This is a genomic window from Streptosporangium carneum (genome assembly GCF_027922005.1).
Lineage (GTDB): Bacteria > Actinomycetota > Actinomycetes > Streptosporangiales > Streptosporangiaceae > Streptosporangium > Streptosporangium carneum.
On sequence record NZ_BSEV01000017.1, the window covers coordinates 1 to 22534 of the forward strand.

General features: G+C 71.1%; 26 protein-coding genes. 17 read left to right on the forward strand and 9 right to left on the reverse strand.

The features are described 5' to 3' along the window. Nucleotides 1–160 precede the first annotated feature (160 nt). Together PKF00_RS28935 and PKF00_RS28940 are read right to left on the reverse strand one after the other, a co-directional pair. The gene (locus PKF00_RS28935) at nt 161–3382 is read right to left on the reverse strand and encodes an AfsR/SARP family transcriptional regulator (protein ID WP_271220825.1); all 3222 of its coding nucleotides are present in this window, start codon (nt 3380–3382) and stop codon (nt 161–163) included. A 72-nt stretch (nt 3383–3454) separates the two neighbouring features. Beyond that, the gene (locus PKF00_RS28940) at nt 3455–4216 is read right to left on the reverse strand and encodes a metallophosphoesterase family protein (protein ID WP_271220826.1); all 762 of its coding nucleotides are present in this window, start codon (nt 4214–4216) and stop codon (nt 3455–3457) included. A gap of 185 nt (nt 4217–4401) precedes the next feature. Between PKF00_RS28940 and PKF00_RS28945 the strand changes: the two genes are divergently transcribed. After that, a complete protein-coding gene (locus PKF00_RS28945) occupies nt 4402–5187 on the forward strand; it encodes a sulfite exporter TauE/SafE family protein (RefSeq protein WP_271220827.1) in 786 nt (261 codons plus the stop codon). Between the two features lie 37 nt (nt 5188–5224). Here PKF00_RS28945 and PKF00_RS28950 read toward each other — a convergent pair whose 3' ends face one another. Then, nucleotides 5225–5575 (reverse strand): DUF3703 domain-containing protein, encoded by a 351-nt coding sequence (locus PKF00_RS28950; protein ID WP_271220828.1) that lies wholly within the window; start codon nt 5573–5575, stop codon nt 5225–5227. After that, nucleotides 5572–6006 (reverse strand): ArsR/SmtB family transcription factor, encoded by a 435-nt coding sequence (locus tag PKF00_RS28955; RefSeq protein WP_271220829.1) that lies wholly within the window; start codon nt 6004–6006, stop codon nt 5572–5574. Before PKF00_RS28955 ends, PKF00_RS28950 begins: the two co-directional genes overlap by 4 nt. A 172-nt stretch (nt 6007–6178) precedes the next feature. Here PKF00_RS28955 and PKF00_RS28960 point away from each other — a divergent pair, with 172 nt between their 5' ends. After that, nucleotides 6179–7123: a helix-turn-helix transcriptional regulator gene (locus PKF00_RS28960; protein ID WP_271220830.1), complete on the forward strand. Its 945-nt coding sequence runs from the start codon at nt 6179–6181 to the stop codon at nt 7121–7123. Continuing rightward, on the forward strand, nt 7107–7859 hold the full coding sequence (locus PKF00_RS28965) for an SDR family oxidoreductase (RefSeq protein WP_271220831.1): 753 nt from the start codon (nt 7107–7109) through the stop codon (nt 7857–7859). The genes PKF00_RS28960 and PKF00_RS28965 overlap by 17 nt, the downstream gene beginning before the upstream one ends. A 94-nt stretch (nt 7860–7953) precedes the next feature. On the opposite strand, the gene PKF00_RS28970 is transcribed toward PKF00_RS28965, so the two are convergent. Both PKF00_RS28970 and PKF00_RS28975 read right to left on the reverse strand, forming a co-directional pair. Then, nucleotides 7954–8556 carry a class I SAM-dependent methyltransferase gene (locus tag PKF00_RS28970; RefSeq protein ID WP_271220832.1) on the reverse strand — a complete coding sequence of 201 codons (603 nt, stop codon included), beginning with the start codon at nt 8554–8556 and terminating at the stop codon, nt 7954–7956. After that, nucleotides 8553–8858 (reverse strand): hypothetical protein, encoded by a 306-nt coding sequence (locus PKF00_RS28975; protein WP_271220833.1) that lies wholly within the window; start codon nt 8856–8858, stop codon nt 8553–8555. Before PKF00_RS28975 ends, PKF00_RS28970 begins: the two co-directional genes overlap by 4 nt. A gap of 429 nt (nt 8859–9287) precedes the next feature. Here PKF00_RS28975 and PKF00_RS28980 point away from each other — a divergent pair, with 429 nt between their 5' ends. Next, the gene (locus tag PKF00_RS28980; protein WP_271220834.1) at nt 9288–9623 is read left to right on the forward strand and encodes a hypothetical protein; all 336 of its coding nucleotides are present in this window, start codon (nt 9288–9290) and stop codon (nt 9621–9623) included. Nucleotides 9624–9933: 310 nt separating this feature from the next. Here the strand turns inward: PKF00_RS28980 and PKF00_RS28985 are convergent, their stop codons facing one another. Further along, nucleotides 9934–10575 (reverse strand): TetR/AcrR family transcriptional regulator, encoded by a 642-nt coding sequence (locus tag PKF00_RS28985; RefSeq protein WP_271220835.1) that lies wholly within the window; start codon nt 10573–10575, stop codon nt 9934–9936. 88 nt (nt 10576–10663) lie between these two features. Here PKF00_RS28985 and PKF00_RS28990 point away from each other — a divergent pair, with 88 nt between their 5' ends. The 5 genes from PKF00_RS28990 (at nt 10664) to PKF00_RS29010 (ending at nt 13272) form a co-directional block, all read left to right on the forward strand. Continuing rightward, complete coding sequence (locus tag PKF00_RS28990; RefSeq protein WP_271220836.1) at nt 10664–11029, forward strand: SgcJ/EcaC family oxidoreductase; 366 nt, start codon at nt 10664–10666, stop codon at nt 11027–11029. Next, nucleotides 11026–11841, forward strand: a complete 816-nt coding sequence (locus PKF00_RS28995; protein WP_271220837.1) for an NmrA/HSCARG family protein — start codon at nt 11026–11028, stop codon at nt 11839–11841. The genes PKF00_RS28990 and PKF00_RS28995 overlap by 4 nt, the downstream gene beginning before the upstream one ends. A 253-nt stretch (nt 11842–12094) precedes the next feature. Then, nucleotides 12095–12379 carry a hypothetical protein gene (locus PKF00_RS29000; RefSeq protein ID WP_271220838.1) on the forward strand — a complete coding sequence of 95 codons (285 nt, stop codon included), beginning with the start codon at nt 12095–12097 and terminating at the stop codon, nt 12377–12379. Beyond that, the gene (locus PKF00_RS29005; RefSeq protein WP_271220839.1) at nt 12376–12837 is read left to right on the forward strand and encodes a VOC family protein; all 462 of its coding nucleotides are present in this window, start codon (nt 12376–12378) and stop codon (nt 12835–12837) included. The genes PKF00_RS29000 and PKF00_RS29005 overlap by 4 nt, the downstream gene beginning before the upstream one ends. Nucleotides 12838–12921: 84 nt before the next feature. Then, nucleotides 12922–13272 (forward strand): DUF4158 domain-containing protein, encoded by a 351-nt coding sequence (locus PKF00_RS29010; protein WP_271220840.1) that lies wholly within the window; start codon nt 12922–12924, stop codon nt 13270–13272. Between the two features lie 21 nt (nt 13273–13293). Here the strand turns inward: PKF00_RS29010 and PKF00_RS29015 are convergent, their stop codons facing one another. Then, on the reverse strand, nt 13294–13644 hold the full coding sequence (locus tag PKF00_RS29015; protein ID WP_271220841.1) for a YceI family protein: 351 nt from the start codon (nt 13642–13644) through the stop codon (nt 13294–13296). A gap of 41 nt (nt 13645–13685) precedes the next feature. Between PKF00_RS29015 and PKF00_RS29020 the strand changes: the two genes are divergently transcribed. The 3 genes from PKF00_RS29020 (at nt 13686) to PKF00_RS29030 (ending at nt 16657) form a co-directional block, all read left to right on the forward strand. Continuing rightward, the gene (locus PKF00_RS29020) at nt 13686–13841 is read left to right on the forward strand and encodes a cupin domain-containing protein (protein ID WP_271220842.1); all 156 of its coding nucleotides are present in this window, start codon (nt 13686–13688) and stop codon (nt 13839–13841) included. 121 nt (nt 13842–13962) lie between these two features. Beyond that, nucleotides 13963–14553 (forward strand): HD domain-containing protein, encoded by a 591-nt coding sequence (locus PKF00_RS29025; protein WP_271220843.1) that lies wholly within the window; start codon nt 13963–13965, stop codon nt 14551–14553. A 205-nt stretch (nt 14554–14758) separates the two neighbouring features. Then, nucleotides 14759–16657 carry a hypothetical protein gene (locus PKF00_RS29030; RefSeq protein ID WP_271220844.1) on the forward strand — a complete coding sequence of 633 codons (1899 nt, stop codon included), beginning with the start codon at nt 14759–14761 and terminating at the stop codon, nt 16655–16657. Between the two features lie 60 nt (nt 16658–16717). On the opposite strand, the gene PKF00_RS29035 is transcribed toward PKF00_RS29030, so the two are convergent. Then, nucleotides 16718–17536, reverse strand: coding sequence for an MBL fold metallo-hydrolase (locus PKF00_RS29035; RefSeq protein WP_271220845.1), 819 nt, complete (start codon nt 17534–17536; stop codon nt 16718–16720). Nucleotides 17537–17648: 112 nt separating this feature from the next. Between PKF00_RS29035 and PKF00_RS29040 the strand changes: the two genes are divergently transcribed. The 5 genes from PKF00_RS29040 to PKF00_RS29060 all read left to right on the forward strand — a co-directional run bounded on the left by PKF00_RS29040 (nt 17649) and on the right by PKF00_RS29060 (nt 22230). Then, nucleotides 17649–18257: a helix-turn-helix domain-containing protein gene (locus PKF00_RS29040; RefSeq protein ID WP_271220846.1), complete on the forward strand. Its 609-nt coding sequence runs from the start codon at nt 17649–17651 to the stop codon at nt 18255–18257. Nucleotides 18258–18416: 159 nt separating this feature from the next. Beyond that, entirely contained in the window at nt 18417–18698 is a 282-nt protein-coding gene (locus PKF00_RS29045; RefSeq protein WP_271220847.1) for a hypothetical protein, read from the forward strand. 1 nt (nt 18699) lies between these two features. Continuing rightward, nucleotides 18700–19278, forward strand: a complete 579-nt coding sequence (locus tag PKF00_RS29050) for an RNA polymerase sigma factor (protein ID WP_271220848.1) — start codon at nt 18700–18702, stop codon at nt 19276–19278. Continuing rightward, nucleotides 19275–21389 (forward strand): tetratricopeptide repeat protein, encoded by a 2115-nt coding sequence (locus PKF00_RS29055; RefSeq protein WP_271220849.1) that lies wholly within the window; start codon nt 19275–19277, stop codon nt 21387–21389. Before PKF00_RS29050 ends, PKF00_RS29055 begins: the two co-directional genes overlap by 4 nt. Then, nucleotides 21382–22230 carry an AAC(3) family N-acetyltransferase gene (locus tag PKF00_RS29060; protein WP_271220850.1) on the forward strand — a complete coding sequence of 283 codons (849 nt, stop codon included), beginning with the start codon at nt 21382–21384 and terminating at the stop codon, nt 22228–22230. Before PKF00_RS29055 ends, PKF00_RS29060 begins: the two co-directional genes overlap by 8 nt. The last annotated feature ends 304 nt before the right edge of the window (nt 22231–22534 follow it).

Genomic DNA, 22534 nt, shown 5'->3' on the forward strand with positions numbered 1-22534 from the left:
GCACCCTCACCGACCGCGCCGGCGGCCGTACGGCGATCGTCCTCATCTCAACGGAGTCCTGGGCCGAGTTCGGGTCCGACCCGAAGATCGCCAAGGCCGCCCAGGCGCTCCAGACCGCCGTGACCTGTACCATGTTCGGCAAGCCGGTGCCGACCGCGGCTCACGTCGGCTGACCGGCGCGATCCGCCGCAGGCGCGGTGATGATCGCGGACACCAGGCCTTCGGCCTCGGCCCGCGACATCGCCGCACCCGCGGCGTGCGCGGCCGTGAATCCGGCGGCGCCCAAGGCGGCCGTGACCCGCTGTGTGATCATCCGCACGTCGGCGTCGCCGAGGTCGTCCCAGCCCTTCAGCACGGTGGCGGCTCCGAGCAACCGTCCCGCCCCCTCAGGCCGATCGCGGCACAGCTCGATCGCGGCGACCGCGATCGCGGTCGAGGCCGCGACCGGCGTGTGCCAGGTCAGCGTCAGGTGCACCGCCGGGTGGTCGAGCCTGCGTGCCGCCTCGTCAGGCAGGCCCTCCGCGACGTCCACCTGGGCGAGCACGCCCAGCAGCAACGCGACCAGATGCGGGGTCGACCGGCCGGACGGCGCCTCGGCCAAGCCGCCCAGGGCGTGTTCGCGGGCAGGGCCCGGCCGTCCGGCCCGCCACTCAAGTCGCGCCAAGCCCAGGCACACCCGAGCTCGCGACTCCGCAGACCCGGTCGGCTCGATCTGGCCGAGCAAGTCCGTCAGCTGCCGCCGCCCGCCGTCCACGTCGCCGGCGTGAGCTCGGTGCAGCGCGGCCGCCACCTCGTTCTCCACCGTGTGCTCGGGCATGCCGAGTTCCTGGAAGTACCGGGTGGCCCGCTCGGCCAGCTCGGGCGCACCGGCCGGTTCGCCGGCCCGCTGCAACGCAGAATTCAGGGTGCTCAGCGTGATCGCCAGGCCCCACCGCTCGCCGAGTTCCTCGAAGCCGGTCAACGCGTGCGACAGCAGGTGCGTCGCCTCGGCGGCGTGCCCGGTGTTCATGGCCAGCACGCCTTGGGCCAGCAGAGCCAACGACCGGCTCCACGGATCCGTCCGCTCGTCCGGGGAGCCGGACATGTCCAGTGCGGCTCGATCGCGTCCCGAGCCTATGGCGAGCGCCAGACGGGCCATCTCCAGAATGGGGTGGGTGCCGGGGGCGGCGCACTCCAGCGCCTTCCTGATCCGGTCGAAGACCGCCTCCGCCTCCTCCGGCCTGCTGATGACCTCGATGCTGGCGAACGCGTGCGCGGCGACCACCAGCGCGCGTGCCTGCGGCTCGGCCGAGCCGCGGGCGTGGAGCACCCGGCCGAGCAGGTCCAGCGACTCCGGCGGGTGGTTCCGCAGGAACCAGAACCAGCACAGCGCGACGCCGAACCGGACGGCCAGGTCGGCGTCGCCGGACTCTGCCGCCCAGCGGATCGCGGCCGACAGGTTGTCCCGTTCCGCGGACAGGCGGACCAGCCAGCGCAGTTGGTCGGAGGTGCGCAGGCACGGGTCAGCGGTCTCGGCCAGCCAAAGGAAGAACCCGGCGTGCCGCCCGCGTGCGACGTCGACCTCGTCGCGCCGGGCCAGTTGCTCCAGGCCGTACTCCCGGATGGTCTCCAGCACGCGGTAGCGCGGCTCGACCGGGTCGGCGGACTCCGCCGGGTGCAGCAGGGACTTGTCGACCAGCGCCGCCAGCAGCTCCCGGACGTCGCCCAACCGGCCGATCGCCTCCGCCGCGTCCTCGGTGAAGGTGCCGGGCACGACCGACAGCCGCTCCAGCAGCGCCCGCTCGTCGGCGTCGAGCAGGTCCCAGCTCCAGGCCACCGCGGCGCTCAGGGTCCGGTGTCGCGGCAGTGCGGTGCGGCTGCCCCCGGTGAGCAGCCGGAACCGGTCGTCCAGCCGTGCCGCGACCACCTCGACCGGCAGGGCGCGCAACCGTGCCGCGGCCAGTTCGATCGCCAGCGGCAGGCCGTCCAGACGGCGGCAGATCTCGACCGCCGCCGTCAACGCACCGCCTTCCGGCGTGAAGTCCGGCCGCACCGCGGCGGCCCGGTCGTGGAACAGCCGGACCGCCGCGCAGGCGCGGGCCCGCTCCACCGTCGCCCCCGGTTCGGGCAGCTCCAGCGGGAGCACCGGGTGCAAGGTCTCGCCGTCGATCCACAGGGGTTCCCGACTGGTGGCCAGCACCCGCAGCCTCGGGCACCGGCCGAGCAGGGCCCCGGCGAGCGTCGCGGCGGCCTCGATCACGTGCTCGCAGTTGTCCAGCACCAGCACCAGGTCGTCGTCCGCGAGTGTCTCGACCAGGTGGTCCAGAACCGCCTGCGGGGTGACAGGCCGCGGCGGCGCGCCCTCTTCGCGCACCCGCAGCACGTCGAGCACCGCGCGGGGCACGTCGGCCGCGCCGACCGGGGCCAGCGGGACGGACCACACCCCGCCGGACGGCATGAGCCGCCGGCCGACGGTGTTGGCCAGCCGGGTTTTGCCCGCTCCCCCGGGACCGACCAGGGTGACCAGCCGAACTCGGCCGAGCAGTTCGACCACGCGGCGGACGTCGTCGTCGCGGCCCACGAAACTGGTGAGCGGGACGTCCAGGTTGCCGTGCGATCGGCGGGACCGGGGAAGTTCGCCGCGCAGCACCGCCAGGTGGGCCTCCTGGAGCTGCGCTCCGGGATCACTGCCGAAGCTGTCCGCCAGCAGGCCGCGGATCCGCTGGTAGGCGGCCAGCGCCTCGGCGCCGCGGCCGTTCAGCGCCAGGGCCCGGATCAGCTGGGCGTGCAGCCGTTCGCGGAACGGGTGCGCGGCGGTCAGCGATTCGAGTTCGGCGACCAGGTCGAGGTCGGCGCCCAGCGCGAGGTCGGCCTCGACCCGGTCCTCCAGGACGGCCAGCCGGGCCCGCTCGAGCCGTTCGGCCTCGGCGGCGGCGAACGGCGCCTCGCGCACGTCCGCCAGGGCGGGGCCGCGCCACAGGCTCAGGGCCTCGCGCAAGGTGGCGGCGGCCTCGGCGGGCCGGGACTGCGCGTGCGAGCGCCGGCCCGCGCGGGCCAGCCGCTCGAACCGGACGGCGTCGACCGCGTCCGGCTCGACGGCCAGCCGGTACCCGGCCGGGCCCGAGGTGAGCAGCCCGGGGTCGCCCAGGACGCGCCGCGACCGGGACACCAGCGATTGCAGCGCGTGCAGGTGGTCGGCCGGCGCCGCCTCGCCCCACAGCGCCTCGACCAAGGTCGACGGCCGGACGGCACGCCCGGCGTCCAGCACCAGCCGGGCCAGCAACGCCCGCAGCCGCGCGCCCCCGACCCGCGTCGGGCCGGTGGCGGTGTCCAGCACCAGGGGACCGAGGATGCCGACGCGCACCTGTCCCCTGTCGCCGCGCGCCTCGACCACCTCTGTCATGGCCAGCAGTCTGGCAGACAACGACGTGTCAACGGCCCGGTCCGAGCCCGGCCGCACCGCGACACCCACGCCTCACGGTGCGTGGTCGCGTCCGTCCCGCGGGGCGAAGGCTTCGAGGGCGTCCGTGTCGGTCGCGCGAGCGTGCAGGAAGTAGTCGGCCCACTCGGCGACTTCGGGGTAGGACGATTCCTGGCTGATCCGGGTGACGGCGGCCGCGATGTCGAAGCTCGTGGTTCGCAGTTCGACACCGGGGCCCAGGAGGGCCCAGTGCGCTCCGGTTCTGCCGTAGGGCATGCCGATGCTGCCGGGGTTGACGACGAGCCTGCCGTGGGCGAGGCGGACGAACGGCATGTGGGTGTGGCCGCAGACCACGGTGCGGATGTCGGCGTCGAGTCCGTCGAAGACCTCCTTCCAGCGGTCGAGGCGGGAGTCGACCAGGACGACCTCCTCGTCGTCCCGGGGGGTGGCGTGGCAGAACAGCACCTTCCCCAGGCCGTGCACGGACAGGGAGAGCGATCGCGGCAGCGAGCCGAGAAGCTCGAGGTGGTCGTCGCGGAGCTGTTCGGCCGCCCAGGGGGCGATCGGGTCGGGGATCGTGTCGCGCTGCCCCCGGCGGTATTCGAGGAGTTCACGGTCGGCGTTGCCGCTGATCCAGACGACGCGGTCACCGAGACCGGTCAGCAGGTCGAGAACCTGGGTCGGTTGCGGACCCGCGGTGATGTCGCCGGTGAGCACGATGCGATCGGCGGTGCTGATGTCTGGTTCGGCGAGCACTGCCTCCAGGGCCGGCAGGACTCCGTGAACGTCGGACAGGACGGCTACTCGGTTCAGCATGGTCACCACTGTGAGGCGAAGACGGCTCGTGCGCCATGTGACCTCGCCGTGCGACGCTTACCGGGTGCCGACCTGCCGCGAGACGGCGGACGGTCGGCGCCTGAACGAGGTGCCGCGACGTCGCCCATCCGTCATGTCATCATTCTGAACGACCTCAGCGGACGGAGAGCACGAGCGGTGAGCCGATGAGCTGGTGGCAGGGACTGCTCGGGTTCGTCTCGGGGTTGCTGATCGCGGTGGTGACCGCCCCCGTCGGGGTGTCAGGAGCGGTGTTCCTGCTCCCGGTCCAGCTCAGCGTGCTGAATGTGCCGAGCCCGGCTGTGACGCCCACCAACCTGCTGTTCAACGTCGTGGCCACCCCCGGTGCGCTGCTGCGCTACCGCGAGCGCGGTCACCTCGGCGGCCCGCTGACCCGTCTGCTGGTGCTCGGCACCCTGCCCGGCGTCGTCGTCGGCGCGCTCGTGCGGGTCTTCCTCCTGCCCGGCCCGCAGGTGTTCCGGCTCCTGGTCGCCCTCCTGCTCCTGCCACTGGGACTGTGGCTGTGGCTGCGCACGCTGCGCCCGCCCCGTCACCCCGGCGCGCCGGACGGCCCCTCCCCTCGTGGCGTCACCGCGCTGGCGGTGGCCGTGGGCGTCGTCGGCGGGATGTACGGCATCGGCGGCGGGTCGCTGCTCGGACCGATCCTGGCCGGACGCGGTGTTCCGGTCGCCACGGTCGCCCCCGCCGCGCTGGCCTCGACGTTCGTCACCTCGATCGCCGGAGCGCTCACCTACGCCGTCCTGGCGCTGACCGCCTCCGGCGACATCGCGCCGGACTGGGCGCTGGGCCTGCTGTGCGGCCTGGGTGGCCTGATCGGCGGCTATCTCGGCGCCCATCTGCAGCCCCGTCTGCCGGAGACCGGCCTGCGGCTGCTGCTGGGAACCCTGGCCATCGCCCTGGCCTGCCTGTACGCGCTGCAGGCGCTGAGTTGAGCTCGGCCGCGTCCGGAGAGGGACTTGCCCTGCCAGGTCAGGCCGCCCGCAGCAGCTCGGCCAGGTCGGCGGGCATGGGCATGGGCTGGGTGAGGCCCACGGCGGCGCGGCCGGTGTTGCCTTCGGGATAGCGGCCCAGGGCGCTGCCGGGCGCGGCCACGATGATCCGGACGAACTGGCCGAACGCTTCACGACGGTCGCGCCGGCGGACGGCCAGGGCGAACATGGCGAGGTGGTTGCGGGTGTGCGGCCAGGGCCAGGGCTGGGAGATGATGTGCGCGCGCTCCAGGTGCCGCCAGCGGGTCTCGGTGTCGGCGCTGACACGGGCGGCGCGCATTTCGGTCGAATAGGCGGCCCGCACCGTCGCGGGCATCGTGCGGCGGTTCACGGGGCGATGTCCTTTCGATCGCTCACGCAGCTGTTGAGCGCCAGGCCGCTGTCCGCGGCCGCGCCGGTCGGCTGGATGCCGTGGGCGGGGCACAGCGCCACGGCGTGGCCGGTGGCGGCCAGCAGCTGCTCGGCCGAAGCCAGCAGGTCCATCAGCTCAGGCCGGGTCAGGAAGTAGAAGGACTGGCGGCCTTCGGCGCGGTAGTCGATCAGATCGCAGTCGCGCAGGCAGGCCAGGTGCTTGGACACCGTGGACTGGGCCAGCCCGAGCTGGGTGGTCAGGTCGACCACGCGGGCCTCGCCTCGGGCCAGCCGCTGCACGATGCGCAGCCGGGTCTCGTCGGCCAGTGAGCGGAACAGCGCCGCTGCCGGGGAGACGCCCGCGGCGATGTCGGCGCTGACACACCGGCCGCCCTCAGAATCAATCGCCATATGACGATGATATCCTGATTCACTCATGCATTGGCAAGGAGGACGCGCAGAGCCGCTCCTGGGCCTGTCGCACGAACCCGGGTGGAGGCCGTTGCGTCCTGGGTGCGATTGGCGCGATCGTTCACGACACGGCTCGCCGCCGTCCGTACGCTCGCTGGCGGAGGTGATCGGAGTGGATGAGGGATACTCCTCGGCGGCGATGGTGACGCTGGTCACCATGTCGCTGGGTCGCCGGGGGCTTCGGCTTCCGGCCGCCGCCGCGTACGACGGGCCGCGTGTGTCACTGGCCGCCAAACGACGACTGCTCGCGGCCGTCGCGAACGCCCATGGCGAGGGTGAGCTGCTCCTGGCCGGCCAGGCCGCGGCCGACGCGCCGTTCGACGCGTTCGGCCGCGTCCTGGCCGCCGCGCCCACCGCGCACGAGTGCCTGGCCAGGTGGGGGCGGCTTGAGAGATACGTCCATTCGCGGCACCGGACGGTCATCACCGTCGCGGGGCCCCGCGACGCCTGCGTCCATCACACGGCACCGGCGGGGCCTGCGCCCACCCGGCACGAGAGCCTCCTGGTGGCGGGCGTGCTCGCCGGCCTGCTCGCGTCTCAGGGCTGTAAGGCCGTCCGGCTGAGCCTGCCCGGCGGCGCCGTGCTGCTGGAACACGGCCGCCTCACCGGTCCCGTGCCACCGGATCCGGTCGACCGCTTCCACCTGGCCTGGACGCCCGGGGCTCCGCCGGACCCGGAACCAGGCATCCCCCGCCTGACCGGACATGGCCAAGGGCCCGTGACGGGCACGGTCCTCGCCCGGGTCGCCGCCGACCCGGCCAGGCGCTGGACGGTCCGTGACCTGGCCGTGGCCACCGGCATGTCCGCCCGCACCCTGCAGCGGCGGCTACGCGAGGAGGGCGGCTCGTTCTCGGCCGTGGTGGCGACCGCACGCGTCGTCAGCGCCACGTTCCTGCTCGCCGACACCCGCATGCCGCTGTCCGCGGTCGGCTTCCTGGCCGGGTACGCCGACGGCCCCCATTTCTCACGTGAGTTCGCCCGGCGTACGGGCACCAGCCCCGGCCGGTACCGGACAGCGATCAACCATACGGAGACAGACCATGACCTTCCCCTATGACCGTGCCCTGGTGACAGGCGGCAGCGGCGGCGTGGGACTCGCCCTCGCCGCCGAACTCCTGCGCCGCGGCTGCACCCGCGTCGCACTGTGCGGACGCGATCCCGACCGGCTGGCACGGGCCCGGCGGGTCCTCGGAACGGACGTGCTCACGGTGCGGTGCGACGTCGCGGCGCCGGATGACCGTTCCCGCCTGGTCGCCGTACTCCAGCGGGAATGGGGCGGCCTCGATCTCCTCGTCAACAACGCGGCGATTCAACAGGAGATCGACCACCTCGCCGGTCCCACGCGGCGGGCCCTGCAGTCCGTCCCCGAGGAGATCGGGACCAACCTGACCGCCCCGGTGCTGCTCACCCTGCAGACGCTGCCGATGCTGCTGGCGGCCGACCGCGCCGCGGTGGTGAACATCGGCTCCGGTCTCGCACTGGCCCCCAAACGCGCCGCACCGGTGTACTGCGCCACCAAAGCGGCCCTGTCCACGTACACGCGCGCCCTGCGGTACCAGCTCCAGGACGCCGGCAGTCGCGTCCGGGCCGTCGAGGTCGTGCTGCCCCTGATCGACACCGACATGACACGCGGTCGTGGCAGCCGGAAGATCAGCCCCGAGTCCGCCGCGCGGACGATCGCCGACGGGCTCGCCGGGGGCCGCTCCGAGATCTACGTGGGCAGGGCGCGCCTGTTGCCGTTCCTGATGCGAATCGCCCCGTCGGTGCCGCGCCGGATGCTCCGCGCCGGCTGATCCCCGCCTGCGCCGACGACCTCCGCCGGCGCGTCATGAAGACCACCCGTGCCGCCGTTCGCCCCACGCGCCTGACCTGGCCGCCCGTCCTCTCTCACTCCTGCGGTTTGCGCCAGGTGATGCTGTAGCGCAGCAGCAGGTGGCGACGGTACTGGGAGCCGGGCAGGATCTCGGCGGCCAGCGCTCGCATCTGCGGATACGTCACCGGCGGCGGCCACACCGTGGGGGACGGGTGCTGCCAGTGGCCTTTCAGGGCTCGGTGGAGGGTCCCGACGGCGACACCGGCGAGGTCGCGCGGCAGGTCGCCGGGCATGGTGCTGCGGGCGAGGCCGACGACGGCCAGGACGCCGCCGGGGCGCAGCAGGTCGCGCATGCGGGCCAGCCCGGTGGCGGCGTCCATGTGGTGCAGGGTGGCCACCGACGCGACGACGTCGAACGAGGCGGGCTCGAGGGGGTGGGTGAGGAAGTCACCGAGGATGTAGTCGACGTCGTCCGGGTGCTCACGGGCTTGGCCGATGCTGGGCGCGTCAAGATCGATGGCGGTGACGTGCGGCACGGCCTGCCGGAGTTCGCGGGCGAGCATGCCCTCTCCACAGCCGACGTCGAGGGCGCGCCGAGCGCCGTCGGGGACCGCGCGAAGAATGCGGGGGTGGTAGTGGATGTTGTGGTTCCACCGCCTGCCGTTCCTCATCGTCATGTGATCATCCTGCCGGACGCGAGAGATCCGGCACCCGGCTTTCGTAAATCCATCGGATATCGCCGACGGACGTCGACGCCGAGCATCCGGGTGAAGTCCGCGCCGCCACCGGTGCCGCGGATCTCGGCGCCGACGTCTCCTTCGTCAACCTGGAAAGCGTCGGATCCGGCAGGCTCGCCCTTCTCGAAGGCGAAGGACCCGTAGTGATACGTGACCGTCCCCGGCCCTTCCGCGAATTCGTCGCGCAGTGCGCGTGACGTCGGCGTGCCGCTCCTGCGGGGACCGCGCTCGCGCAACAGCACGGACAGCGAGGTCCCGCGGCACGGGGGTTTCGGTTCGACTGGTTATGTGAATCTGATTCCGGACACGGTCTTTAATGGGATTTCCCGACCTGAACGAACGCTCGACGCCCACGCTGTCCACGGCCGACGACTTGTTTCTTCTGGCGTTCAAAAACATGGCGCGTCGATTGTTTTCAATGCAGACTGTTGGGCGTGCCGATCGGCCTCCGCCCGCCCGGAGGGGCGGAGGGAGGCGCCGGGTACGCCCCCTTCGGTCGACGATTCCGCCGCCGTTCGTGTGGGAGGCCAGGGCCGATGGTCGAATGGTTACGCCGGCGCTTCACGCCGTTTGGCGAGTCAGGTGGGAGACACCTTTACTTGCGCGTTGTTTCGGCATTCGTCGTTGTCTCGCTGGTCCTTTTGTGGGGTGCCGTTCATGTCATCCTGACGATGAACAGCATAAAGCTTCTCAATCTGCAGCTTCACGGCGTTCGGAGCACCGGGGTAGTGGTGTCCACCAGATCCGTGCCACAGAGAAAGAACCCTCCCGCGCATTATGCCAAGATCGCTTTTGTCGTGGGCGGGGATCGGCATGTCGAGGAGATCGAAGGGAAGTACGCCGAGGGCGACGAGGTTCCGATCATCTATGTCGCGGATGATCCGAGCGTGGTCGACAGCGAGTCGCACATCGTCCCCCTGCAGAGAGGGGCTGTCGCAGTTGTGATCATGCTCTTGGTGGAGATCGTCGGAGTTCTCATCTGGTTGCGGAAACGCCGATCCGGCTGACCCTTTTCGCTGTCCGGCCGATCCTGGTCTCGAGGGGGTCCGGGATTCCCGGAGCCAGGCGGGGCGGCGGCCCGGGAGCCGCGTGGTTCCCCATGACGGGCGGTCGGCCATGGCCGGGATACGGTCGTACGCCTGCGGCCGAACAGCGCAGGAACGGGATCGCGCGCAGCAGCGGGCCCGCGACGGCCAGTGGCCGCTCCAGTCGGGCACGTCATCCGGTGCATGCTCAGACCGGCCCGGCCGGACACAGGGGCGACGACCTGCGGGAGTGTGGTGACGCCGTGTGTTTCCGGCGTATTCCGGCCGCCCCCTACCGGCTCGACCAGCGGCCGGTGAAGAGCTCCTCGCCCGGCGGCGAACCGGGCAACGGGTCACGTCCCGGCCGCAACCCGTCGAGCGCTATCGCGATCAGCCGTCGGCGAGCCTCGGCAGCGGCGGGCAGCAGGTCGTCCCTGCCCTGCTTGCGAAGCTGGTCGACCACCGGGGAACGGCCGAGCTGCTCGATGAGCAGCGAGATGTCGACCGCGGTCACATCCCTGCGGAGGACACCGGCCTCGTGCGCTCGCCGCGCCAGCTCATCGAGCAGCTCATCGCCGCGGCGGGACTTGGCGCCCATCTCTTGGGTCACCTCGACGGCGCCGGCGATGGGCCCCAGTGAGCCCTGCCCGAACTCAACGCAACCGTAGACGAATGCCGCCAGGCCCGTCCACGGATCGGGATCAGTCAGGCCCTGCTCAGCCGCCTCGTTCCAATGGTCGAGGGACAGCACGCTGAGCCGCTGGAACAGCTCTTCCTTCGTCTTGTAACGGCGGTAAAGGCTGCCGATGCCGACGCCCGCCCGGGCGGCGACGGCGGCGACGGAGGCGTGGGCCCCGTCTTCGGCGAGCACGTCCCGGGCGGCCTGGAGCAATGCGCGGTCGTTGCGTTCTGCGATGTCTTTGCGCGTGGTCATCGCCACACACCTTACCGGTTGCGGAGTGATTCGCTCCGGCATAGTCTCCAAGCGGAGCGAAACGCTCCGCTACTTGAGGAGATACGACATGAACTCCGATATCGAGGCGATCGAGCAGGTCGTCCGCGACGCCGAAGAGTCGCAGAGCGACGTGGCCGGTTTCACCGGGCTGCTGACCGAGGAGGTGACCCTGGTCAACTTCACCGGGACCCGACTGCGCGGCCGCGAGCAGGTCAAGGAGGTCATGGCCAAGGCGCTGCGCACCCCGCTGAAGGACGTGCTGACCAAGAACGAGCTGCTCGACGTCACGTTCCTGCGGCCGGACGTGGCGCTGGCCGGCCTGATCAAGCACGTCAACGACGGCCGCACGGGAGCGCTGACGTTCGTGCTGGTCAAAGACGGCGACACCTGGCGGATCGCGCTGGCCCAGACCACCCCGGTGGTGAAGCCATGAGTGTGGCTCTGGTCATCGGCGCCACCGGCCGGCAAGGCGGCGCCACCGCACGTCACCTGCTGGGCCGCGGCTGGCAGGTCCGCGCCCTGGTCCGCGACCCGGAAAGCCTCGCCGCGCGCCGCCTGGCCGGCGCCGAACTCACGGTCGGCGACCTGGGAGACCCCGCGTCCCTGGAGCGGGCCATGCGTGGCGTCGACGCCGTGTTCAGCATGCAGGCCCTGGCCTACGAGCCGGAGACCCTCAAGACCGAGGTGCGGCAGGGCATGCTCGTCGCCGACGTCGCCCTGGATGCCGGAGTCGGGCACCTGGTCTACAGCTCGGTCGGCGGTGCCGAGCGACGCACCGGAATCGAGCATTTCGAGAGCAAGGCGGCAATCGAGTCCTACATCCGGGCTCTGGGGTTGCCCGCGACCATCCTGCGGCCGGTGTTCTTCATGGACAACCTGCTGCACTACGCCGATGCCGCGGGCGAACGGGTGATGGAGCTCCCGGTGCTCCCCGACCGGCCAACGCAGCTGATCGCCACCGACGACATCGGCCGTATCGCCGCGCATGTCATCGACCACCGGGACGACTACCTGGGCAGGGAACTCGAGATCGCCGGTGATGAGCTGACCTTCTCCCAGGTGGCCGGAATCTACGAGAAGATCACCGGAGTGCCGACGCGCCTCGTCCCCCTGCCGGTCGAGGGCAGGATGTTCGAGTGGTTCGCAGAGAGCGGCTACCAGGCCGACCTCGCCAAGCTGCGCGACCACTTCCCTGGCTTGCTCACTTTCCAGGACTGGCTCGGCGGGCAGGTCCGCAAGGTGTGATCTGGCCGGCCGGGGGTCGGACGCCGACTCCGCGCCAGGTCCGCCTCGAACTCCGCCACCGTCGCCGACACGGTGAACGACAACTCGCCCATCGGATCGGCCGGATCACAGATCGCCCCTCCCACGTCGGGCTTCACCGCGCGAGCGGTCGGCTGTGTGGCCAGGTCCTGCTCGTCACCGCTTGCCATGTCCATGTCGCCCCCGGCCAGAATGGCGGACCGGTTCTGTCCGCCAGGGGTGGCAGGGTGGCTGCATGGAGGCAGGCGAACTCGACTGGAGCCGGACGCCGGGCGAGCGGTGGGAGTTTCACTGGAACCACCGGCTCCGAGCCTGGCTCGACGGCCTGACCGACGACGAGTGCTTCCGGTCACCGGCGCCGGACGCCTGGAGCGTACGGCCGCGCGGCGGCTCGACGGTGCCCGTGGCCGATCCGGTGCCGCGCATCCGGCACGAGCTGATCCACCGTCCGTCCGAGGTCTGCCTGCTGCGCGGCCTCTACCCGCACACGAAACCCGCCACGAACGGAGCAACCCGATGAGCCGCCACATCCAGGTCACCTTCGACGCCCACGACCCGCGGGCGCTGTCGTCCTTCTGGCGCGACGTGCTGGGCTACGTCCACCCCGGGCCGCCCGGAGTCGATCTGCCCGAGGACGCCGACCCGCTGGCCGCGTGGGACGACTTCCTCGCGCAGGCCGGCGTACCGCTGGAGCAGCGCAACACGAGATCGGCCATCGAGGACCCGGACGGGCACGGCCCACGGCTGTTCTTCCAGCAGGTGCCGGAGGACAAGGCCGCCAAGAACCGCGTCCACCTCGACGTCCGCGCGGCTCCCGGACTGCGGGGAGAGGAAAGGATGGCGGCGCTGGAGGCCGAGTGCGACCGGCTCGTCGCACTGGGAGCGAAGCGGGTGCGTCGCCACGAGCCCGCTCCCCCGATGAGCGCCGGCTTCATCGTGATGACCGACCCCGAGGGCAACGAGTTCTGCCTGGACTGACGTGGCTCAGCCGCGGGAGTCCCGGCAGTTGTCACGCCTTACGACGCTGAGGAATCGGGGCCTGAGGAACATTGGAACCGGATCGTGCGCCACGCGTTTGTCCTGGTGAACATCGGTTCGACCGTCCATGATCGCTACCGGAAGCCTTCGAGGGTCTTGTCGTGGACCTATGGGAGGTTCGCGGTGCCGGTCGAGTTCTCGTCCGACGAGCAGGCGGCGGAGTTCGCCTCGTTTCAGGGGCCGCCAACGCGGGCTCAGCTGGAGAAGTGCTTCTTCCTCGATGACGCCGACCGTGAGACGACCGAGTCCAGACGCAGAGATCACAATCGGCTTGGATTCGCTGTCCAGATCGGTGTGGCCCGGTTCCTGCGGCGGTTTCCGCCTGATACTCGCCAGGTCCCAGCCCAGGTCGGGACTACCCCGCTGAGCAGCTGAACATCACCGATCCGTCGCGCATCAAGCTGTACGGCCAGCGTGATGGGACCGCGCGTACCCACACCGGGGAGATCGAGAAGGCCGGCGGCTGGATCGACCTCGGCGAAGTCGATCCAGCCGCCGGCCTTTGGGGCCGACACGGTCCCGCCGAGCGGCAGAGGCGTGGCCACCTCCAGCCCTACCTGGTCGTAGGGCTGGAGGCGCTGCCAAATCGGCTGCGGTGACGATGTGCCCGCCGAATCGGGGGAAGCGTCCGGTGATCCGGCTGACCAGCATGTGCCGTACGGCGAAGCCGACACTGGAGTTGGCCGGATCGATCGTCCACTCGCCGGGTTCCGGCACCGGCGGCGAGGGCAGAGGCGGGGTGGCCATCAGGCGGTCGCCTCAAACCCGGCCAGGGATTCCTCGAACAGGTGGGCCAGGAGCGCCCAGGCGAGAACCAGGTCGAGCAGCCGGGCGCCCGCCATCTGCTCACGGAGCACACCAGCCGGACGCAACCGGCGAAGCTGCTGGTCGTCTTCGTCCTCACCATGGGAGACAGGCTCAAGGTCGACGATCCGCCAAGGTGAGGCTATCGGCTGGGCGCGACAGCGCGGGTTTGATCAGCGCGTCCCCCGCATCAAGTACCACCCCTGGCATGCGACCAAGGTCGGACATCGAAACCTGACGACCAGATGAAAAGCTGGACCGATGTTTCCGGAGACTCCCGCTGCCGCGGCGGCGCTGTCGGTGGCCACCCGTTTCTGCTCGCCCGCGCTGTTCAACCACTGCGTCCGCTCCTACCTGTGGGGAACGATGTACGGAACAGCGCACGGGATCGCCTTCGATGACGAGCTCTACTACGTTTCGGCGCTGCTCCACGACATCGGGCTGACGGAGGCCTTCGACAGCCATAGGCTGCCGTTCGAGGAGGCGGGAGGGCAGCTGGCCTGGGTCTTCGGCATGGTGGCCGGCTGGCCGGCGGAGCGGGCCGCCAGGGTCACCGAGATCATCATCCTGCACATGCGCGACGACGTGTCCCCGGCCGCCGACCCCGAGTCCCACCTACTGCAGGTCGCCACAAGCTGGGAGGTGGTCGGACGGCGGCCGGAGGAGTTCTCACCGGACGCCAGGGCGGAGATACTCGCCCGTTATCCTCGGTGGGGATTCGGCGCGGAGTTCCTGGCGTGCTTCGAGGACCAGGCGAGGCGCAAACCGGACAGCGCCGCCGCCGCATCGGTCAGGAACGATGTCGCGGGGCGGATCGCCGCCAACCCCCTCGAAAGCTGCCCACCCGCCTGACCTCCAAGCCTGCGGACTCCGCCGTCAGCCCTGCTTGGTGCAACAGAGTCGACGCGCAGCGCGGCTGCGCCAGGGGTCAGCCGATGTGCCAACGCGGCATTCCGCACAGGTCGTCGGCGGAGGCGACCTGCGTGGTCGGCAACTCGCGCGTCTCCGATTCGGTCAGGTGGCGCAGCAGTAGCATCACCAGGTGCGTCATCGGTAGTTGCCGGCCTCGGAGCGCTCGCGTTGTCGCACCGACGGGTGGCCGCCGTCCTGTTCTGACTGGGGCCCGGCTGACCGGCCCGGGCGGTCCAATAAGATCATCTGCATCGTAGCCTTACTCCGGGCCGCCGTCGCCCGCTACCGCTTCGGGCGTCCGGCCGCTGCCGCCGTCGCGCTCTACCTGACTGCCGCCGCCGTCGCCGCCGGGTACGACGGCGGGCGCTGGTTCGTCGTCGTCGCGACGGCGGGTTTCTGGCCGTGGAACGACGGGGCGTGGCTCCTGCCCGCGGCGATCGGCGTGCTCAACGCGTGGGCGCTGTGGCAGATCCTGCGCGGCCCGGCCTCGCCGCGCGCCGGGGCGCTGCCGCGTGATGTGGTGTGGCTGCGGCGCCTGCTCTACGCGGACGTGGCCGGCGACTTGCTGCTCTGGGAACTCCTCGACGACGTGTCCGACATCGCGGAGTACGTTGTGCGCTGGGCCGTGTGGGCCGCCACCGTATTCCTGCTGGTGCGGGCCCTGGCCGGGGTCTCGGCCCGGTTCCGGATCATCGCCCTCGGGCTCGGCCTGACCGGGGTTCTGGCCGCGGCGCTGCGGCCGTTCGCCGAGGTCCCGCTGCTGACGGCGTCACTCCTGGTGGCGATGGCGACCCTCGGCTGCAAGGCGATGATCATCGCCGGGCAGGGACGCGACGGGCGGTTCAGCGCCGTCACGGTCGCCATCGGCTGGACCGCCCTGCTGGTCCCGCAGGTCTACCCGCTGCTCCAGATCGGACGGGTGACGTTCGACGGCCTGTCGCTCGCGGTGCACGCGCTCGACGGGCTGCTCGTCGTGTGGGCGGCACGCACCGCGCATGAGCTCGCCGCGCCCGGCCCGGGCGCCGCGGCGCCCGGAACCGGGCGGACGCCGCGGCTGCTCGCCGCCGCCGTCGTGCTCGTGCTGCCGATGGCGGTCGTCGGCGCCGAGGAGGACGCCCGGCTCACCTACACGGCCGCGGACGAGGGCTGCCACGACCGACTCCGGCCTGCGGCCGGCCTCGGGCCTGAGGAGCGGCGGCGGTCGTTCCTCTGCCTGGCCAGGAGCGAGACCTTCGCCGCGGGCACGATGTTCCCCGAACGGCTGGCCGACCAGCGCGTCCTCGCCTACGGCGCGCGGCTGTGCGCGCTGCCCGGTGACCAGGAACGGCACGCGCTGCACAAACGGGCCGGCGGCATGGGGGACGCCATCGAGCTGACCGCGGCTCTGGAGTACCTGTGCCCCGGCATCGTCGCCCGGCAGACCGCCGACGCGCACCGCCGTCAGGCCGAACGCGACCTGCAGGAGGCCAGGTGGAAGGCCGAGGCCAACGCCCGGTGCGCCGACCCGTGGCCCAAGGTGCGGGCCAGGCGGCAGGGCACGGCCGCGTACATGCTGTTTGAAGGGGGTGGCTACGCCGTCTTCGACGACCGCGACGACAGCGCAGGCGATCCTGGGGACATCTACGGCGGCGACGGCGAGGCCGCCGACATCTTCGAGGCTATCGAGGACGGGTTCATCGACGCCGCAGGCAGTAGCGCCGCCATCGTGACTTCCGAGGAGAACGCGGCGATGTGCCTGACGGTCAAGGCGTTCGACAGCGCTCCGCCGCTCCGGCTCACCGGCTGGGACCAGGTGGTCGAGGTGGGCATCGCCAGCCGCAGCGGCCGCCTGGTCGTGCCGACCTACCCCGAGGGCGGTGACAGCGGGGCGGCCGGGCCGCTGCCTGACCTGGCCGTCGCCGGTCCAGGCCCCTACCGCCTGCGCGTCCACGCCCGCACGCTGCCATGGGACGAGAACGACCCCGATGCGCCGCTGGAGGAGCACCTGCTCGTCGTCTATCCCGGCCGCTCGACGGACAAGGTCGTCTACCGCCCGCGCGGCTGACCTCGCGGAGTGCGTGTCTTCAGCTCGAACGAGGCTTTTCGATAAGCGCTGAGCCGCAGGTCAGCCGATCGGTGGTGCGAGGTATTCCAGCGCATAACCGTCGCCGGAGGGGGTTACGCGGGCGATGCCGGGTGAGTCGAGGTGGGCGCCGGCTACGAAGTGGTGTGGTTGGGTCAGTTGTTCGAGGAGGGCCGCTCGCGCGGCGCGGGCCTGGGACTGGTTGCCGTCGAGCTCCCAGGACACGTTCGGCTGATCGAATTGGAGCGTGGGAACGTGAACGGTGTCACCCCAGGCGAGAAGGCGGCCGGTGCCGCTCCTGACCTCGTAGACGGTGTGACCGGGGGTGTGGCCCGGTGTCGGGATCGCGGTGGTCCAGTCGTTGATCGCGACCTTCTCCGACACGGGTACGACCCGGTCGCGGATCGGCTCGAGCCGCCCGGTGAACACCGAGGTGTCGCCCGCGCCGATCCACACGCGCTCGAGTTTGGTGAACGCCTCTGAACCGTCCGGCGCGATCAGGCCGCTCACGTGGTCTTCGTGCTTGTGGGTGATGGCCACATCGGTGACATGCGCGCGGTCGATTCCCGCTTCGTCGAGCGCGTCGTAGATCAATCCCATGGTGGGGTCGTGCCAGGCGTTGGACGCGCCGGTGTCGATGAGAACCGACCGCGTGCCGTCGGTGACGAAAAAGGCGTTGACCGACAGCCGCAAGTTGTCGCCGGCCAGCGGGACGGCGGCCGGCAGCTCATCGAGCGTGCGCCCATCCTCGTCGCGGAGCCGTGTCGGCGGCATGTCGATGTACCCGTCTCGCAACGAGACCACCTGCAGATCGCCGAATTCGAACGTGGCATGGTGCTGGCCACTCGAGATCAAACGCATGGAACCTCCGTCGTGTTGGCGCACATCGCGCGTCTTCGATAGAAGACTCTATCTTCTTTAGGAGAAACCCTACACTGTGGGCGAGCGAGGTACCCATCAATCGAGGAGCACGGTGGTCGAGCAAGACGGAAACGCGGCCGGACTACAGCACGGTGACGACCTGGCCGGCGCGTTCGGCGGTAACGTGCGGCGACGTCGCGAGGAGGCGGGCCTGACGCTGGAGCAGTTGTCCACACAGTCGTCGGTCAGCCGGGCGATGCTGTCCAAGGTCGAACGCGGTGAGAAGAGCCCGACGATCGGCGTCGCGTCCAGGATCGCCCACGCGCTCGACGCGTCGCTCTCGGACCTGATCGGTGCGCCGGCCGCTGCCGCGTCTGGTGTGGCCATTGTCATGCGCAAGAACGATCGCCCCGTTTTCCGTGACCCGGAAACCGGCTTCGAGCGGCACATGGTGTCAGCGGCCCCGGGCACGGGAGGAGCCGAGATGGTCGTCCACTACCTCCCCGCGCAGGTCTCCACCGGGCTGCTGCCCGCGTATCCGCCGGGTACGGAGAAACAACTCGTGGTACTCGAAGGCACCCTCACCGTCGCGATCGGCGGGATCAGCGAGACCCTGCACACAGGCGACTCCCTGTTCTTCCAGGCCGACGCGGACCACGGCTTCGCCAACCGAACGAACGCTCCCTGCGAATACATCATGGTCATCTCGCGCAGAACCTGATCGGCCGCAGCTTGCGGGCCTGGACAAAGCCGGCTGGGGCATCGCCCCCAGCACTCAGCTGACCTGCGGCTCAGCGCACGATCCGGTTCTGATGTTCCTCAGACCCCGAATCCAGCGGAGGCGACCAAACGCCCAGGGCCGGTCGCACGACAGTGAAGTGTGACGCTGACTTCCCCCGAGCACGACACATGGGCGGCGCTGACCGCTCTGGCTGCGGGAGCCCTGACCTGGCAGTCGACCGCGCTGATGGCGGGCTTGATGACGGCCCGGACCGCGATGGGCCTGCTCGCCGAGTGGCAGACGCGACGCACCCTGGTCGCCCTCGCCCGCACAGCCCCCGCGGGGCTGATCACCATCCGTCGGAACGCCTCACGAGAGCAGACCTTGCGGCTGGTCTGGGGAGCCGACTCGGACCAGCGCCGACGACAGTCAAGGACATGACGTGGAGCCCCCCGAGCCCAGGCAGCGACTCACCAAGGAGCAAGTCGAACAGGTGGAGGACCTCTACCGGCAGGAGGCCGAAAATCTGTACAAGCGCGCCTGCTCGATCTCACCGGGCCGTACGTCCGAGGCGCGGGATCTGGTGCACACGACCTTTCACGAGGTGATCCGCAATTGGCATGAGATCAGCCGATACGACCCTGCCAGGCGCAGAAGGTGGCTGTTCCGGGTGCTCAGTAACAAGGCGATCGACCTGGGGAGGAAGCAGAGAATGGTCGACCCGGCCGCCGACCTCCCCCACCCGTGCTCTCGGCCCGACGACACCGGCGAGCGTGCCGAGCTCGCGATCGCCCTGGCGAGCTGTTGGAGGGTGATCGAAGCGATGCCGCCGACACGGCGAAGGGTCGCGGCCCTGATCTGGGGCGAGTCGTGGACCACCGAGCGCGTCGCCGAGCATCTCGGGCTGGCGCCGAGCACTGTCCGCGGTCACCTACGGGAGGCACGCAGGCAACTGAGAGCCACCGTCGGCCATCTGGTGCCGTTCATCGACGACGAAGAAGGACAGGAGCCTGCCCCATGAACCACGAGGAGGAGCCGATTCCGCTCACGTTCGCCGAGGTCTACCGGCGCGCCCGCGCCGCCGGAGCGCTTCCGCCCTTCGATCTCCAGCGCGGCCTGGACGACCTGAGGGCGTGGATCGACCGGGAGGTCGACATCGTGGAGACGGGGGATCTCGCCCCTGCCGCAGTGCGAGGCCCACAGGTGGAGCTCCGAGGACGCCGCGACCTGCTGGAGGAGCTGATGACGCTGGCGCGCCGTCCCGGAGACGGCCCCGCCGTGCTCGTCGGGGTGGGCGGCGCGGGCAAGTCCGCACTGGCCGAGGCCCTGACCGCGCGGGCGCGGAGCCGGGAGCGGCAGACGTGGTGGGTCCCCGCCGCCGACCTGGCCGGGTTCTCCGCGGGCTTGGCCGAGGTGGCGCGGGAACTAGGCGGGTCCCCCACCGACGTCGAATCGATCGCCAAGGGGGCGGCCGGCTCTCCGGACCGGCTCTGGCGCCTGCTGGAAAACGCGCCCCAGGAGTGGCTGCTCGTCCTCGACAACGCCGACAACCCCTGGGTGCTCGCCGCGACGGACTCGCCGGCGGGGGTGCAGGACGGCCTAGGCTGGGCGCGCGCGTCGCGGCGCGGCCTGGTCGTGGTGACCAGCCGGGAGACCGACCCGCGCATGTGGGGAGCGGCGCGGCTCTTCACGGTCGACCGCCTGAGCATGACCGACGCCGCCCAGGTCCTGCGCGATCTCGCACCGGAGGCGGGGGACGAGGCCGAGGCCCGGGCTCTGGCACGCCGTCTCGACGGGCTCCCGCTCACCCTCCACCTGGCCGGGACCTACCTGGGCTCCGAGGCCGCGCAGTGGCCGACCTTCGCCGAATACGCCCACGCGCTCGGCAGCGCCGAGGGGACCGTGGTGTCCCGCACCGCGGAGATCTCCCTGGACGGACTGGCCCGCCACGGCATCCCCCAGGCCCGGAAGCTGCTGCGGCTGGCCAGCTGCTACGCCCCCACGTCGATTCCGACGCGCATCCTCTCCATGACCGGCATGGAGGAGGCTCTGGACGGGCTGAGAGGCGTAGGACTGATCCAGAAGAGTCCCGCCGAGATCACACTCCACCCCGTCGTCACCGACACCAACCGTGCCCACCTCGAGGGACCGGAGGTCCGGCACATCGCGGTCGAGCGACTGGTCGGCGCGTTGCGGGAGCTCCGCTTCGACCTGCCAGACCACTGGCCCCGGTACCGGATGCTCAGCCAGCACCTGCTGGCCCTGCTCGACAACGCCGCCGAACACGTGGACCGGGAGCACCTCGCCCTGCTCGTGGACGCCGCGGGCGTCACGGCCAGAGCCTTCATCGGCAGCGGCGCCGGGAGGGCCGCCGGCATCCTGTGCGAGGCCGCCCTGACACACCGTGCGGCGCTGGGCGAGGAGCATCCCGCGGCGCTGCGCGCGTGGCACTACCTCGCCTGGACGGTCGCCGACGGAGGGGATCCGGCCAGGGCAGAGGCCATCTACCGAAACATCCTCGACGTCCGGCTGCGCACGCTCGGAGAGTTTCACCCCGACACCATCTCCAGCCGCCACGAGTTCGCGTGGATCGCCACCTGCCTGGGCAGGTGGGCGGAGGCCGAGCGACGCTACCGGGACACCCTCCGCGACAGCCTGCGCTATCTGGGCCCCGACGAGCCCGCCACCCTCACCACGCATCACGAGCTGGCCTGGGCGATCGCCCGGCAGGGCCATCTCGCCGAGGCCCTGTCCGCCTTCCGGAACGTCCTGCGGGACCGGCGGCGCGTCCTCGGCAATGATCATCCCCAAACCCTGCAGACCGAGCATGACCTCGCCTGGATCACCGCCAAGCAGGGCAAGTGGGCTGAAGCCGAGGCGATGTACCGCGACCTTCTCCGTCTGCGCCAGGTGCTCGAGACCGACCATCCCCACGTCCTGCTCGCCCGGCACGAGCTCGCGTGGACGATCGCCCGCCAAGGCCGCTGGTCCGAGGCGGAATCCGGCTACCGGAACGTCCTGGAGCTTCGCGGCCGGACCATGGGCGACGACCACCCCGAAACCGAGGCGACCCGGTGGGCACTGAGCGAGCTCCTGCAGGGCCGCGTCGTCGACGCCGACCATCTTGCCTGACCACCTGGAGGTCCACATGCTCCTCGCCGAACACCTCATCGCCGCCGTTGACGACCTGCGCCTGGCGGACCGCCCGGTCATGCTGCACACCTCGTTGCGGTCCTTCGGGACGACCCTCGACGGCGGCGCCGACACCCTGCTGGACGCACTGCTGAAGCGCAGATGCACCGTGATGGCGCCCGCCTTCACCGAGCCCCAGTTCGGCCTGCCCGCCCCCGTCGACATGCGGCCGGCGCGCAACGGCCTCGACCACGCCGCCCCGCCCTCCGAGACCGCCCTTTCGGAGGGGGCCGCCTACAGTGTCGACTGCGGACTGATCAACCCGCATCTGGGCGTGCTTCCCGCAGTGCTCATCGGACGCGTCGGCGCCGTACGCGGCAGGCATCCGCTCAACTCCTTCGCCGCCGTCGGACCGCAGGCGGCCGAGCTCGTCGGCGCTCAAAGCCCCGACGACGTGTACGGGCCCGTCCGCGAGCTGGCCGACCGCGACGGCGCGATCCTGCTTGTCGGCGTGGGCCTCAACCGCATGACGGCGCTGCACCTGGCCGAACAGCGGTCAGGCCGCCGCCTGTTCCGCAGGTGGGCGCGCGACGAGGACGGCGAGGTCCGCATGGTCGAGGTCGGCTCCTGCTCCGAAGGGTTCCCGCAGCTGGAACCGGTCCTCAGGCCCCTCGCCCGGACCGCCGTCGTGGGCGCCTCGCGCTGGCGCGCCTACCCGGTGCGGCGGGTCCTCTCCGCCGCGACAGCCGCCATCGCCGCCGACCAGGACATCACCCGCTGCCCTGACGCCGGGTGCCTGCTCTGCCGCGACGCGATCGCCGGAGGCCCGGTGGCTCCCTGACGCGCCCAAGCCCAGCCGGCGCTGTGAGTGGGGACAGCGCCGGCTCGGTGCGCCACCGGCGCGCGATGACACTTTCCCAGACGGCTCGGCGTCGGGAGCGGTCGGGTGTCCGGGCAGGGGCGGTGTCTGTCGACCGGTCAGTGCCGGGGCGGGCCGAGTTCTGCGACCTCACCGCTGTCGTGTCGCTCGAGGAAGGCCTCGGCGCCGTTCTCGAGGATCCGGGCCGCGTCCGTCGCACGGGGGAGCATGGTCTCTTCGTAGGCGCCGACGGCTTCGCCGACCGTGGCAGAGGCTCGTTTTCATC

Bases quoted from the DNA above. Each gene is read 5' to 3' on its own strand.
- PKF00_RS28935 (WP_271220825.1), bottom strand. From the start codon at position 3,382: ATGACAGAGGTGGTCGAGGCGCGCGGCGACAGGGGACAGGTGCGCGTC.
- PKF00_RS28980 (WP_271220834.1), top strand. From the start codon at position 9,288: ATGAACAGCATAAAGCTTCTCAATCTGCAGCTTCACGGCGTTCGGAGC.
- PKF00_RS28955 (WP_271220829.1), bottom strand. From the start codon at position 6,006: ATGGCGATTGATTCTGAGGGCGGCCGGTGTGTCAGCGCCGACATCGCC.
- PKF00_RS29055 (WP_271220849.1), top strand. From the start codon at position 19,275: ATGAACCACGAGGAGGAGCCGATTCCGCTCACGTTCGCCGAGGTCTAC.
- PKF00_RS28990 (WP_271220836.1), top strand. From the start codon at position 10,664: ATGAACTCCGATATCGAGGCGATCGAGCAGGTCGTCCGCGACGCCGAA.
- PKF00_RS28995 (WP_271220837.1), top strand. From the start codon at position 11,026: ATGAGTGTGGCTCTGGTCATCGGCGCCACCGGCCGGCAAGGCGGCGCC.
- PKF00_RS29025 (WP_271220843.1), top strand. From the start codon at position 13,963: ATGTTTCCGGAGACTCCCGCTGCCGCGGCGGCGCTGTCGGTGGCCACC.
- PKF00_RS29015 (WP_271220841.1), bottom strand. From the start codon at position 13,644: ATGGCCACCCCGCCTCTGCCCTCGCCGCCGGTGCCGGAACCCGGCGAG.
- PKF00_RS28940 (WP_271220826.1), bottom strand. From the start codon at position 4,216: ATGCTGAACCGAGTAGCCGTCCTGTCCGACGTTCACGGAGTCCTGCCG.
- PKF00_RS29035 (WP_271220845.1), bottom strand. From the start codon at position 17,536: ATGCGTTTGATCTCGAGTGGCCAGCACCATGCCACGTTCGAATTCGGC.
- PKF00_RS29005 (WP_271220839.1), top strand. From the start codon at position 12,376: ATGAGCCGCCACATCCAGGTCACCTTCGACGCCCACGACCCGCGGGCG.
- PKF00_RS29000 (WP_271220838.1), top strand. From the start codon at position 12,095: ATGGAGGCAGGCGAACTCGACTGGAGCCGGACGCCGGGCGAGCGGTGG.
- PKF00_RS28965 (WP_271220831.1), top strand. From the start codon at position 7,107: ATGACCTTCCCCTATGACCGTGCCCTGGTGACAGGCGGCAGCGGCGGC.
- PKF00_RS28985 (WP_271220835.1), bottom strand. From the start codon at position 10,575: ATGACCACGCGCAAAGACATCGCAGAACGCAACGACCGCGCATTGCTC.
- PKF00_RS28970 (WP_271220832.1), bottom strand. From the start codon at position 8,556: ATGACGATGAGGAACGGCAGGCGGTGGAACCACAACATCCACTACCAC.
- PKF00_RS28945 (WP_271220827.1), top strand. From the start codon at position 4,402: ATGAGCTGGTGGCAGGGACTGCTCGGGTTCGTCTCGGGGTTGCTGATC.